Here is a 12,737-nt window from a genome sequence, read left to right as displayed (position 1 = left end):
TCAACTTCTTTCCGCCCGGCCGCCGGGAAGTGCCCGGCCCGGCGTCCGCTTCCTCTGCGAGGATGGGGCCATGGCATCGAACGTCTCCGCGCCCCCGCCCCCGGACGGCCGGCCGGAACTGCTGGCTCTGCGCGCCCTGAAGCTGGGCGATCTCCTGGTAGCCGTGCCCGCACTGCGCGGACTGCGCCGTGCCTTTCCCGGGCACCGCATCCGGTACGCCGCCCAGGCCTGGCTGGCACCCATCGTGGCGCTGACCGACGCCGTCGATGAGCTGCTTCCCACGCACGGACTCGACGACCCCCTGGACCTTGCCCCCGGGAGTATCGACATCGCCGTCAACCTCCACGGCAACGGACCGGAGAGCCGCGGGCGGCTCGAGGAGATCGTTCCGGCCCGCCGCATGGGCCACCGCTCACCCGGGTGGGACGGCCCGGCCTGGCAGGACGGCGTCCACGAGCGGCACCGGTGGGCCGACCTCGTGTCCTGGCACGGCGTGCCGGCCGATCCGCTGGACCTGCGCCTGCGCGTCCCCGATGAGGAAAGCCCCGCGCCCGGGGCCGTCGTCGTGCACGTCGGGGCAGCGTATGGGAGCCGGCTGTGGCCGGTGGACCGCTTCGCCGCCGTCTCCAAGGCCCTCACCGGGGCCGGCCACAAGGTGCTGTTGACCGGCAGCGCCGGTGAGCGGGCGCGGGCGCTGGCGGTTGCCGAGGCCGCGGGGCTTCCCGAGCGCGCAGTCGTTGCCGGGGAACTGCCGCTCGAGCGGTTCGCGGCGCTCGTGGCCGGGGCTCGCCTCGTCGTGTCGGCCGATACCGGTGCCGCCCATCTCGCCTCCGCCTACGCCCGCCCCTCCGTTGTGCTCTTCGGGCCGGCGCCGGTCGAGGAGTGGGGCCCTCCGCCCGGGCCGCACATCGTGCTCACCGACGCCTCAAAGCGGGTCGGCGAAACCTTCGCCACAGACCCGGACCCGGCGCTGCTCGCGGTGACCCCCGATGCGGTGCTCGCCGCGGCCTCCCGGCTCGGCGTGTACTAGCGCGGGCTCGATGGCCCTTGCCCACCGGACACCCCTGGGCGGACCGCACGGGTTCAGGCGATCCGGATGTCCGCAGGTCCGCGGCCCGCCGCGCCCGTCAGCCGCTCCTGAAGCAGCACCAGGATGCGGGCCAGCTTCCGGGACACCTGCATCTGGGTCATCCCGAGGTGCTCACCGATCTGCTGCTGGGTCTCCTCCTTAAAATACCTCCGGTACAGCAGTTCCTTCTCCGCAGGCGTGAGGCCGTTGACCGCCGCCCGCAGCGAAACGATGTCGTCGCTGCGCTCGATGCAGTTATCCGGCGAGGGCAGAGTGTCCCCCCAGCTCTTGCCGTCGAAGGGTGCGTCGAGGGATTCCGGCCGCAGGCTCGTTGCGCAGGTCAGCGCCTCGGCCACCACCGACTCCTCGGCGCCCAGCTCGGCCGCCAGCTCCCTCGCAGTCGGTTCCCGCCCGAGCCGCTGCGCCAGCACGGGGGCGGCCCGCACGGCTTCGGTCCTCAGATCCTGGAGGTGGCGTGGCGGACGGATCACCCAGCAGCAGTCGCGCAGGTACCGCTTGATCTCACCGGTGATGGTGGGAATGGCGAACGAGGCAAAGGGCACTCCCCGAGCTGGATTGAACCGCTGCACGGCTTTGATCAGGCCGAGGTAGGCCACCTGCCGGATGTCCGCGGCGTCCGGGCCGAACGAGGAAAAGGACCGCGCGACCGACTCGGCAAGGTCCAGGTGGCGCAGTGTGATGTCGTCCCGCAGGGCGGTCCGCAACGGTCCGTCGGTCCTGCCTTGAGGCTCGAACGGGGGCGTCGGGGCGTCGGCAGGATTCGGCATATGGTTCTCCAGTTCGGCGTGTCCAACTGACCCCCCCAAGGAACCATGGGCACTTGTACCCTGCAACGATTAGCTAAAAGTTCTGCTCCCGAAAATCTTCTATTTTCAATTCCGATGGAGTATGCGTTCTGACGCCGGGTCAGGTGCTGATGGTGGCCGCCGGCCCGGAGGACTCCGGCCCGGGAACGGCGTCGTCCTGGAGTGCTGAGGCGACCTCCGGGGCTGCCGCGGCGGCCGCCCAGTTCCATCGGGGGGCGCCGAGTTCCTTAATCACGCTCTGGAGGTGCGTGCGGAGTTCATCGGAGACAAGGCCGCCGCCTGCCACGAGGGTGCGTTCGACGTCGTCGGCCCGGATGAGCACCTCACGGCCAGCGTCGGTGATGGAGACAAGGTGGGACCGGCGGTCGAGGTCGTTCCGCACGCGGGCCACATGGCCGCGGGATTCGAGCCGGGCAAGGGTTTTGCCCATGGTCTGGGCCTGGACCCGGACGATCTGGGCAAGGCTCGCCTGCGTCATGGCGCCCTGCGACGCGAGGACTCCCAGTGCGATCACTCCGGCGTGGGTAACGCCAATGTCCACCAGCCGCTCATTCCAGGCGTGCTCGACCAGGCGGGCAGCCGTCGTCAGCAGTCGGCCCGTGGGCCATTGCTCCAGATCCGGCATGAAATTGTGCACTCCCTTTCGCTAAGCTGATCAACGCTCATGGATGGCGCCAACCCGTCCCCTTTATGATAACTAGGCGTCCCAGTCATTTTTAATGCCTTCGCGCCGCCCCTATTGAACTGAGGAACCCGCATGACACAACAACTGTCGGCCGGAGATCATGCCCCCGACTTTACGCTCACTGACGCGTTTGGCAACTCGGTGTCGCTCTCGGAGTTCCGCGGCGAGAAGGTCGTCGTCTACTTCTACCCGGCGGCCGCCACCCCCGGCTGCACCACCCAGGCGTGCGATTTCCGTGACAACCTCTCCTCCCTCGCAGCGGCCGGGTACCGGGTCCTGGGAGTATCCCCCGACGCCCCGGACAAACTCCGTGCCTTCAGCGAGGACGAGCACCTGACGTTCCCGCTGCTCTCCGATGAGGACCACACGGTCGCCGAAGCGTGGGGCGCGTGGGGCGAGAAGAGGAACTACGGAAAGACCTACGAGGGCCTGATCCGCTCGACCGTCGTCCTCGACGGGGACGGGCACGTGGCGCTGGCACAGTACAACGTCAAGGCCACCGGACACGTCGCCAAGCTGCGCCGCGACCTCGGGGTTTCCTGATTCCCGTAGACTAAAGGCCGACGCTGCGCTTTCGCGCAGCGTCGGCGCGCGAGTGGCGGAATTGGCAGACGCGCTGGATTTAGGTTCCAGTGTCTTCGGACGTGGGGGTTCAAGTCCCCCCTTGCGCACTTCAACGCCGGCCCCTGGCCGGCACCCAACGGCACCTTGGTCTTCGGACCGGGGTGCCGTTCTTTCGTTGGGCCCCGCCGGCCCCGGCCCCGCCGGCCCCGGCCCGCCCCGGCGAGAATTTTCAGGTCCGACCCATCCGACTTCGACGCACTGTCGAAGTACCTCCGAGACATCGACACGATGCGCTCCACCCCCCCCCCAGCAAGCGGCCCCGAACTTCCCCCACCGGGCCAGGTTGATCAAGGAGAAATCTCATGGAACTCACCAAGCGCAGGAACCTTTCCGTCCTCGGACTCGCAGCCGTCTCGGTGCTCGGTCTGTCGGCCTGTGGCGGCGGCGAAGCCGCCTCCGAGTCGGCCCCCAGTGCCGAGAGCATGGAGACCGAGGCAGCCGAGTCGATGGCACCGGAAGCCACCGAAGAGGCCTCCGGCGAGGCAATGGACCCGGCGGCGAACCTCGTCGGGCCCGGCTGCGCCGACTACGCGGCCGAGGTTCCCGACGGCGCCGGCTCGGTCGAAGGCATGGCCCTCGACCCCGTCGCAGTAGCGGCCTCGAACAACCCCATCCTGACCCAGCTCACGGCCGCCGTCTCCGGCGAGCTGAACCCCGACGTCAACCTCGTCGACACCCTCAACGGCGACGAGTTCACCGTCTTCGCCCCGGTCGATGAGGCCTTCGAGGCGCTCCCCGCCGAGACCGTCGAGGCCCTCAAGACCGACAAGGACCTGCTCACGGGCATCCTGACCTACCACGTGGTCCCCGGCAGGATGCTTCCGGCCGACCTTGAAGGAACCACCCAGACCACCGTGCAGGGCGGCGACGTCGAGATCACCGGATCGGGCGACGAGCTGATGGTCAACGGCATGAACGTCATCTGCGGCGGCGTCCAGACAGCCAACGCGACTGTGTACCTGATCGACGGCGTCCTCACGCCGCCGGCCGGCTAGGAACCTCCCTGGTGTAACTCCTCTAACGTGACCAGGGAACCTGGATGGGCCCCCGCACTCGCCGTGCGGGGGCCCGTCCTCTGTGCGGAAGGGTCGTCGGCCGGCATGTGCGGGACGCCGACGCCTTCGCGGCCGGACCGGCCGCATCGCCTAGACTGAACTCTTCAACCACCTAGCCCGGGCGCTGCGCCCCTTTGGAGAATCTGGCTGTGAAGAATACCGCCGGGCGCGTCCGGTCCCGTCGCGTCCTCCGAGTCCTTGCCGCGGCCGCCGTAGCGCTCACCCTTCCCGCCTGCACCGCCGCGCCGCCCGCGCCGCCGTCCCCGTCGGCCCCGGCGCCGGCGACCGCCGCAGCCCCCGACACCACGTTCCGGTTCGGGGCGGCAGCTGACCCGACCGGACTTGACCCCGCGATGGCCACCGACAGCGAGACTTTTCGGGTCACCCAGCAGCTGTTCGAGGGTCTTGTCGGCGTCGACCCGCTGACGTCCGAGCCGGCACCGCTGCTGGCCGAATCGTGGGAGGAGCGCAACGAGGGCCGGGCCTACGCCTTCGAGCTCCGGAAGGACGTCGTCTTCCACGATGGGGAGTCCTTTAACGCCAGGGCGGTGTGCGCCAACTTCTCGCGCTGGTTCAACACTCCCCCCGCGGCGCGCGCCGCGGCAGCGGCAGCCCTACCCTTCGAAACAGTCTTCCTGGGCTTCTCGGACAACGCCGAGGCTTCCCTGTACAAGGGCTGCCGGCCCCTGAGCGAGTATGAGGTGCTCATCGAGCTGAACAGCCGGATGACCGAGTTCATCCCCGCCCTCGCGCAGCCCTCCTTCGCCATGTCCTCCCCGCGGGCACTGGAGCAGCTGGCGGCGGATGAACTGACCGAGACCCGGGAGGGAGTCCGGCTGTCCCGGTATGCGCTGGCACCCGTGGGCACCGGGCCGTTCCGGTTCGAGAGCTGGACCGGGGACGAGGTGCGGCTGACTGCGTCCGACTCCTACTGGGGGGACCCCGGCGAAGTCGCGGACGTGGTGTTCACCACCATCGCCCAGCCAGATTCCCGCCTGCGCGCCCTGAAGGCGGGCCGCATCGACGGCTACGACTTCGTCACCGTGGAGAACGCCGCCGAACTGGCCCTGGCGGGCCAGCAGCTGCTGCAGCGCGACCCCTACTCCGTGCTGTATCTGGGGCTGAACCAGAACTTCCCTGGCGTCGACGACGTGCTCTTCCGCCAGGCCGTTGCCCACGCCATCGACAAGGAGGCGCTGATCGAGGGCCGCTTCCTCAACGGCACCAAAGCGGCCCGCCAGTTCCTTCCCCAGAAGCTCGGCGTGAGCAGCGAGGCCGTCCCCTCCTACAACCATGACCCGGACAGGGCCCGGGAGCTGCTTGAGGAAGCGGGGTATACGGGCACCCCCCTGCCCTTCTACTACCCGCGCAACATCTCCCGGCCGTACCTGCCGGCCCCGGAGAAGATCTACGCCGAACTCAGCAGGCAGCTCACCGCCGCCGGGTTCAACCTCAAACCCGTGCCGGTCGACTGGAACGAGGGCTACCTCGACCGCGTCCTTGAGGACGGCGACCGCGCCTTCCACCTGCTGGGCTGGAGCGGGAGCTACCAGGACCCCGACAACTTCGCCGGTGCGCTCTTCGGTAAATATTCAAGCGAGTTCGGCTTCGAGGACCATCAGCTGTTCAGTAAGATCACCCGGGCCGGGACCCTCCCCAACGGCGAGGACCGGCGGCAGGCCTACGCCGACGTCAGCAGCCAGATCGCCACGCGGCTGCCGGCCGTTCCGCTGGCCTTCCCGATCTCGGCACTGGCCATGGCCCCCCGGGTGGCCTCCTACCCGGTGAGCCCCGTCATGAACGAAGTATTCAACCGGATCGACCTCGCCGGGGTACCGGCTCCCGGTGGCGACGCAAGCGCCGGCTGATTTAATTAAGGGGGCTCCCAGCCGTTAGGCTTCAAGGGCTAGGACCTCGCGACTGGAGACAACGTTGACTGCACAAAGCCAGGCGGCATCACCCGCATCCACCACCGACGTTGTCCTGATCGGCGGGGGCATCATGAGCGCCACGCTGGGGGCGTTGCTGAAGCAGCTTCAGCCGGACTGGGACATCTCCGTCTTCGAGCGCCTCGACCGCGCGGGCCTCGAAAGCTCCGACCCGTGGAACAACGCCGGGACCGGCCATTCGGCGCTGTGCGAGCTCAACTACTCCCCTGCGGGCAAGGATGGTTCGGTCGATCCGGCCAAGGCCGTGGCGATCAACGAGCAGTTCCAGGTATCACGCCAGTTCTGGGCCTCCATGGTCTCCAACGGGCACCTCGGGGACCCCCGCAACTTCATCAACCCCGTGCCCCACATGAGCTTCGTCTGGGGCACCGCGAACGCGGCCTACCTCCGCCGGCGGCATGAGGCCCTCAGTGCACAGCCGCTCTTCCGCACCATGGAGCACTCCGAAGACCCGGCAACGATCGCCGAGTGGACCCCCCTGATCATGAAGGACCGCAACCCGGGCCAGCCCGTGGCCGCTTCCCGGGTCGCCGGCGGGACCGATGTCGACTTCGGCGCCCTGACGCGCGGGCTCACGACCTACCTCGAGGGCAACGGCGTCGAACTGAACTACCACCACGACGTCGTCGATGTCTCCCGCGCCTCCAGCGGGCGCTGGGACATCAAGGTGAAGAACCGCGGCACCGGTGCCACCCGCACGGTCAGCACGAAGTTTGTCTTCATCGGCGCCGGCGGCGGCGCCCTCCACCTGCTGCAGCGCAGCGGCATCCCCGAGGGCAAGGGCTTCGCAGGCTTCCCGGTGTCCGGGCAGTTCCTGCGCTGCACCGACCCGGACACGGTGAACCAGCACAACGCCAAGGTGTATGGCCAGGCCTCGGTCGGCGCCCCGCCCATGTCGGTGCCGCACCTGGACACCCGGTTCGTCAACGGGGAGCGGTCCCTGCTGTTCGGGCCCTATGCCGGGTTCTCCACCAAGTTCCTCAAGCGGGGCTCCTTCCTGGACCTGCCCGGGTCGGTCCGCCCCTCCAACCTGGTGCCGATGCTCGCTGTCGCCAAGGACAACGTCCCGCTCACCAAGTACCTGATCTCCGAGGTCCTGAAGAACCGCGACGCCAAGAACGAGGCCCTCAACCAGTTCGTTCCGTCGGCCAACGGCGGCGCCTGGGAACTCATCACCGCCGGCCAACGTGTACAGGTCATCAAGAAGGCCCCCAAGACGGGTGGAATTCTGCAGTTCGGAACGGAAGTCATCACCTCGGCCGATGGGTCGGTGGGGGCGCTCCTCGGCGCATCACCGGGGGCGTCCACAGCGGCTCCGATCATGGTCGAACTCCTGAAGCGGTGCTTCCCGGCGAAGATGTCTGGCTGGGAGGCGAAGCTGAAGGAGATGATCCCCGGATACGGCGTGAAACTCAATGAGAACGAGGAGCTTGCCGCGGAAGTCCAGTCGATGACGGATCGGGTCTTGAAACTCCAGTAAGCCGCGGCTGCCCCGGGACACCAGGCACCGTCAGCACCGAAGGCAGGCCCATGTTCCGTCTGGCGCAGCTCTCCCTGGGAAACCGGGCCCTGATTGCGTTGATCACCGTTTTCGCCTCGGTGTTCGGCGTGATCACCGTCGGCTCGCTCAAGCAGGAACTCATCCCCTCGCTCGAGTTCCCCCGGATCACCGTGATCTCCTCGGTGCCCGGCGCCTCCCCGGAATACATCGACAAGCAGGTCAGCGGCCCGCTCGAGACCGCGCTCAGCGGTGTCGAGGGGCTCGAAACCTCTTCGGCCACCTCCCGCAGCGGCGTCTCCACCGTCAACCTTGAGTTCGTCTACGGGACGAACCTCGACCGGGCCCGCGCCCAGGTGGACCGTGCCATTTCCGCAGTGCGGCCCAACCTCCCCGAGGACGTCGAGCCGCAGGCCCTGGCCGGCAGCATCGGCGACTTCCCGATCGCCTTCCTGGCCATCTCCTCGGACCGTACGCTCAGCGAGCTCAATGACGAGCTGACCCGGCTGACGGTTCCCCGGCTGCAGAAGCTCGAGGGGGTCCGCTCGGCGGACATCACCGGCGGCTCACGGCAGCACATCTCGGTGCTTCCCCGCGACGGCGCCCTCGCCGAGGCCAGGGTGCAGGTCGGGGACATCGTCGACACCCTGGAAGCCAACGGCGCCCTCTTCCCGGTGGGCACGCTCGAGGAGGAGCTGCGGTCCCTCACCATCCAGGCCGGCAGCCCCGTCGCGTCCCTCGACGACATCCGGGGCCTGCCCGTGCTGCCCTCCGAGCCGGCCGGGACGGCCGAACCGGCCCCGGAGGCCCCCCAGCCTCCGGCCGCCCCCGGCTTTCCGGCGCCCGGCGTTCCCGGTGGCGTTCCGGGCTCCCCCGGCGGCACGGAGCCGGAGACCGCGCTGCCCGCCGAGCCGGCACCTGCGCCCCCTGCCGATCCGGTCACCATCGGCGAGATCGCCGACGTCGAACTCGCCGACGACGCCGCCACCTCGATCACCCGGACCAACGGCGTCGAAACCCTCGGCCTCACCATCACCAAGGTGCCCGACGGCGACACCGTGCGCATCTCCCGGGCGGTCGGCGAACTCATCCCCGAGCTTGAGACGGAGCTGGGCGACGGCGCCAACATCACGGTGGTCTTCGACCAGGCGCCCTTTATCGAACGCTCCATCAAGGACCTCACCACCGAGGGGCTGCTCGGCCTCGCCTTCGCCGTCGTCGTGATCCTGGTGTTCCTGCTTTCGGTGCGCTCCACCCTGGTCACCGCGATCTCCATCCCGCTCTCACTGCTGGTGACCTTTATCGGTCTCTACGCGGCCGGGTACTCCCTGAACATCCTCACCCTCGGGGCGCTGACCATCGCCATCGGCCGGGTGGTCGACGATTCGATCGTCGTGATCGAGAACATCAAACGGCACCTGAGCTACGGCGAGGAAAAACGCACGGCCATCCTGACGGCGGTGCGCGAGGTCGCCGGGGCGGTGACCGCCTCGACCCTGACCACCGTGGCGGTGTTCGCGCCCATCGCGTTCGTCGGCGGGCTTGCCGGTGAGCTGTTCCGTCCCTTCGCCGTCACCACCGGGATTGCCCTGCTGGCCTCCCTCGCGGTGTCCCTGACGATCATCCCCGTCCTCGCCTACTGGTTCCTGCCCCGCACCCGGACCACGGACCTCGACGACGGCGCCGCGTCCGAGGCGGCCCGGCAGGCGCGCGCCCGGGCGGTCGAAGAGGCCCACCGGGCCGAACGCCGCTCCTGGCTGCAGCGCGGCTACCTCCCGATCCTCCGCGGAACCCAGCGCCACCCCGTCTGGACGCTCACCGCCGGCGTGCTGGTGCTTGGGGCGACCGCCGCCATGGTCCCGCTGCTCCAGACCAACCTGCTCGGCAGCAGCGGCCAGAACAGCTTCAGCATCTCCCAGACCCTGCCGGCCGGCTCAAGCCTCGCCACCACGGCCGCGGCGGCCGCACGCACCGAGGAGGTGCTGGCCCGGGATCCGGCCATCCGCGACATCCAGCTGACCGTCGGCAACGCCCAGGGCGCGTTCGCCGCCCAGTTCTCCGAAGGGGCCTCGGTGGCAAGCTTCACCGTCACCACGGACGAGGACGCCGACCAGGACGCACTTCAGGCCCGGATTCGGGACGACCTCGAGCAGCTCACCGGTGCCGGGGAGTTCTCGCTCTCGAGCCAGCAGGGTGGCTTCGGCACCTCAAGCACCATAGACATCAACATCACTGCTCCGGTCCCGGAAGACCTTCAGCGCGCAAGCGACGCGGTGGTTGAGAGCCTCCAGGGCATCGACGGCGCCGGCGAGGTCACCAGCAACCTCTCCGCAGCCCAGCCGCAGGTCCAGATCAGCGTGGACCGGGCCGCAGCGGTCGCCGCGGGGCTCACCGAAGGGCAGATCGCCGGCCTGCTCGGCGGCAGCATCAGCCCGGTCCCCGCCGGAGTGCTCCGGCTGGAGGCCACCGACTATCCCGTCCTCATCGGGGAGGGAACGCCCATCACCAGCCTTGCCCAGCTGCAGGACCTGGTCATCCCGGCGGCCGGACGCCCGGTGCCCCTGACCGAGGTCGCCACCATCGAGGAGGTCCAGGTCCCGCTGACGGTCACCAGCGCCAACGGGGAACGCACGGCACGCGTCTCGGTCACCCCGGCCGGGGACGACCTGGGCGCCCTCACCGCGGCGGTGTCCGCGCGCCTCGACGGCGTGGACCTGCCGGCCGGAGCCACCGCCACGGTCGGCGGGGCGGCAGCGCAGCAGAGCGAATCCTTCGGCCAGCTCTTTCTTGCCCTGTGGGCGGCCGTCGCCATCGTCTACGTCATCATGGTGGCCACGTTCAAGAGCCTGCTCCAGCCCCTGATCCTGCTCGTCTCCATCCCGTTCGCCGCGACCGGGGCGATTGCGCTGCTGGTGATCACCCGCATTCCGCTCGGACTGCCCTCGCTCATCGGCATGCTCATGCTCGTGGGAATCGTCGTGACGAACGCCATCGTGCTGATCGATCTGATCAACCAGTACCGCAGGCCGCGGGACGGCGAGCCCGGGCTGGATGTGGCCGAGGCCATCCTGCAGGGCGCCCGGCAGCGGCTCCGCCCCATCCTGATGACCGCGCTGGCCACGGTCTTCGCCCTGACGCCGCTGGCCCTGGGGCTGACCGGCGAGGGTGGCTTCATCTCCCAGCCGCTCGCCGTCGTCGTCATCGGCGGGCTGGTCTCCTCCACCGCCCTGACCCTGATCCTGGTGCCCGTCCTCTACCGGCTGATCGAGGGACGGCGGGAACTGCGCGCCCGCCGCCGCGAAGCATCCGACCGCGCGGAGCAGGCCCGGGAAACGGTGCCGGCCTAGTCCCCGCTGGTCCGCCGGCCCCGGCGCCGGTCCGAAGCGGCGTATAATGGATGCAAATGCATCTACCCGAACGAGGAGACCCCGTGCAGATCGGCATATTCACAGTCGGTGACGTCACCGTTGACCCCACCAACGGGACCGCGCCCACCGAATACGAGCGCATCAAGGCGATGGTGACGATCGCGAAGCATGCCGAGGAGGTCGGGCTCGACGTCTTCGCCACCGGCGAGCACCACAACCGGCCGTTCGTGCCGAGTTCGCCGACCACAATGCTCGGGTACATTGCCGCGCAGACCGAGCGGATCATCCTCTCGACCTCCACCACGCTGATCACCACCAATGACCCGGTGAAGATCGCCGAGGACTTCGCGATGCTGCAGCACCTGGCCGACGGCCGCGTGGACCTGATCCTGGGCCGCGGCAACACCGCGCCGGTCTACCCCTGGTTCGGCAAGAACCAGCAGGACAGCGTCGAACTGACGGTGGAGAACTACAACCTGCTGCGCCAGCTGTGGGACAACGACGTCGTGAACTGGGACGGCAAGTTCCGCACCCCGCTGCGCAACTTCACCTCCACCCCGCGCCCGCTCGAGGGCGTGGCACCCTTCGTCTGGCACGGCTCCATCCGCACCCCCGAGGTCGCCGAGATCGCCGCGTACTTCGGCGACGGGTTCTTCGCGAACAACATCTTCTGGCCCAAGGAGCACTACCAGCAGCTGATCGGGCTCTACCGCGAGCGTTACGCCCACTACGGCCACGGAACGCCCGAGCAGGCGATCGTGGGACTGGGCGGGCAGTTCTTCATCCGCCGCAACTCGCAGGACGCCGTGCGGGAGTTCCGGCCGTACTTCGACAACGCCCCGGTCTACGGCCACGGCCCGTCCCTTGAGGAGTTCACCTCACAGACTCCGCTGACGGTCGGCAGCCCGCAGGAACTGATCGAGAAGACCCTGACCTTCCGTGAGTTCTTCGGCGACTACCAGCGCCAGCTGTTCCTGGTCGACCACGCGGGCCTTCCGCTGAAGACCGTCCTCGAGCAGCTGGACCTGCTGGGCTCCGAGGTCCTGCCGACGCTGCGGGCGGAGTTCGCCAAGCGCACCCCGGCTACGATTCCGGCTCCTCCGACCTTCGAGAACCGGCTCGCCGCGGGGGCAACCTCACCGGCGGTGTCCCGTGGGTGAGGGCCCGGAACTCCCTCCGGTGCGCCTCACGGCCGAGGCGTGGGAGTCGCTGTTCCGCGCCCAGGTCGCAGTGATGAAGGTCCTGAGGCAGGACGAGGCCTTCAAGCAGCTCGGCATCCGCGACTACGACGTGCTCTTCAACCTGAGCAGGTGCCCCACCGGGTGGGCACGGCTGAATGAGCTGAACGCGAACCTGCTGATCAGCCAGCCGAGCCTGAGCCGGATGGTGGAACGGCTCGAGGCCAAGGGGCTGATCCAGCGCCGGCAGGCCAAAAACGATCAGCGCGGCGTGGAGCTTTCCCTGACCGAAGAGGGCCGGGCGCTCCAGAAGCGCATCGGAACCTCGCACGTGCGGGTAATCCAGGAAACCCTGGGGCCGGTCCTGAGCGTCGAGGAACTCGAACAGCTCCGCCTGCTCACCACCAAGATCAGTGCCGGGGTGGAGCGCCCCTCCTGACCCAGGGCCGGGTGCCGGCCCCTATGCTGGGGACACGGCACCCAC

The 12,737-nt window shown here is 68.9% G+C and carries 10 protein-coding genes and 1 tRNA gene; 9 read left to right on the top strand and 2 right to left on the bottom strand.

Translation table 11 applies throughout. The features are described from left to right. The first annotated feature begins 70 nt into the window (after nt 1-70). Nucleotides 71-1,030, top strand: a complete 960-nt coding sequence (locus tag GVV86_RS11970; RefSeq protein WP_159802938.1) for a glycosyltransferase family 9 protein — start codon at nt 71-73, stop codon at nt 1,028-1,030. A gap of 53 nt (nt 1,031-1,083) precedes the next feature. Here GVV86_RS11970 and GVV86_RS11965 read toward each other — a convergent pair whose 3' ends face one another. Both GVV86_RS11965 and GVV86_RS11960 read right to left on the bottom strand, forming a co-directional pair. Next, nucleotides 1,084-1,857: a sigma-70 family RNA polymerase sigma factor gene (locus GVV86_RS11965; RefSeq protein WP_159802937.1), complete on the bottom strand. Its 774-nt coding sequence runs from the start codon at nt 1,855-1,857 to the stop codon at nt 1,084-1,086. A 139-nt stretch (nt 1,858-1,996) separates the two neighbouring features. Then, nucleotides 1,997-2,521 (bottom strand): MarR family winged helix-turn-helix transcriptional regulator, encoded by a 525-nt coding sequence (locus GVV86_RS11960; RefSeq protein ID WP_159618596.1) that lies wholly within the window; start codon nt 2,519-2,521, stop codon nt 1,997-1,999. Between the two features lie 132 nt (nt 2,522-2,653). Between GVV86_RS11960 and bcp the strand changes: the two genes are divergently transcribed. The 8 genes from bcp (at nt 2,654) to GVV86_RS11920 (ending at nt 12,692) form a co-directional block, all read left to right on the top strand. Then, nucleotides 2,654-3,124, top strand: a complete 471-nt coding sequence (bcp, locus tag GVV86_RS11955; protein WP_159802936.1) for a thioredoxin-dependent thiol peroxidase — start codon at nt 2,654-2,656, stop codon at nt 3,122-3,124. A 46-nt stretch (nt 3,125-3,170) separates the two neighbouring features. After that, a tRNA-Leu gene (locus GVV86_RS11950) sits at nt 3,171-3,252 on the top strand. Nucleotides 3,253-3,507: 255 nt separating this feature from the next. Beyond that, nucleotides 3,508-4,200, top strand: coding sequence for a fasciclin domain-containing protein (locus GVV86_RS11945; protein ID WP_159618414.1), 693 nt, complete (start codon nt 3,508-3,510; stop codon nt 4,198-4,200). A gap of 209 nt (nt 4,201-4,409) precedes the next feature. Next, complete coding sequence (locus GVV86_RS11940) at nt 4,410-6,128, top strand: ABC transporter substrate-binding protein (RefSeq protein WP_159802935.1); 1,719 nt, start codon at nt 4,410-4,412, stop codon at nt 6,126-6,128. 64 nt (nt 6,129-6,192) lie between these two features. Beyond that, nucleotides 6,193-7,689 (top strand): malate:quinone oxidoreductase, encoded by a 1,497-nt coding sequence (locus GVV86_RS11935; protein WP_159802934.1) that lies wholly within the window; start codon nt 6,193-6,195, stop codon nt 7,687-7,689. A gap of 50 nt (nt 7,690-7,739) precedes the next feature. Beyond that, nucleotides 7,740-11,054, top strand: a complete 3,315-nt coding sequence (locus tag GVV86_RS11930; protein ID WP_159802933.1) for an efflux RND transporter permease subunit — start codon at nt 7,740-7,742, stop codon at nt 11,052-11,054. Between the two features lie 83 nt (nt 11,055-11,137). Next, nucleotides 11,138-12,235, top strand: coding sequence for an LLM class flavin-dependent oxidoreductase (locus GVV86_RS11925; protein ID WP_159802932.1), 1,098 nt, complete (start codon nt 11,138-11,140; stop codon nt 12,233-12,235). After that, nucleotides 12,228-12,692, top strand: coding sequence for a MarR family winged helix-turn-helix transcriptional regulator (locus GVV86_RS11920; RefSeq protein ID WP_246199771.1), 465 nt, complete (start codon nt 12,228-12,230; stop codon nt 12,690-12,692). The genes GVV86_RS11925 and GVV86_RS11920 overlap by 8 nt, the downstream gene beginning before the upstream one ends. Nucleotides 12,693-12,737 lie beyond the last annotated feature (45 nt).

It is taken from the genome of Arthrobacter zhaoguopingii (genome assembly GCF_009828595.1).
Taxonomy (GTDB): domain Bacteria; phylum Actinomycetota; class Actinomycetes; order Actinomycetales; family Micrococcaceae; genus Arthrobacter_D; species Arthrobacter_D zhaoguopingii.
This window is presented reverse-complemented; position numbering and strand designations above follow the sequence as displayed.

Coding starts and splice junctions, on each gene's coding strand:
- GVV86_RS11970 (WP_159802938.1), top strand. CDS start 71: ATGGCATCGAACGTCTCCGCGCCCCCGCCCCCGGACGGCCGGCCGGAA.
- GVV86_RS11965 (WP_159802937.1), bottom strand. CDS start 1,857: ATGCCGAATCCTGCCGACGCCCCGACGCCCCCGTTCGAGCCTCAAGGC.
- GVV86_RS11960 (WP_159618596.1), bottom strand. CDS start 2,521: ATGCCGGATCTGGAGCAATGGCCCACGGGCCGACTGCTGACGACGGCT.
- bcp (WP_159802936.1), top strand. CDS start 2,654: ATGACACAACAACTGTCGGCCGGAGATCATGCCCCCGACTTTACGCTC.
- GVV86_RS11945 (WP_159618414.1), top strand. CDS start 3,508: ATGGAACTCACCAAGCGCAGGAACCTTTCCGTCCTCGGACTCGCAGCC.
- GVV86_RS11930 (WP_159802933.1), top strand. CDS start 7,740: ATGTTCCGTCTGGCGCAGCTCTCCCTGGGAAACCGGGCCCTGATTGCG.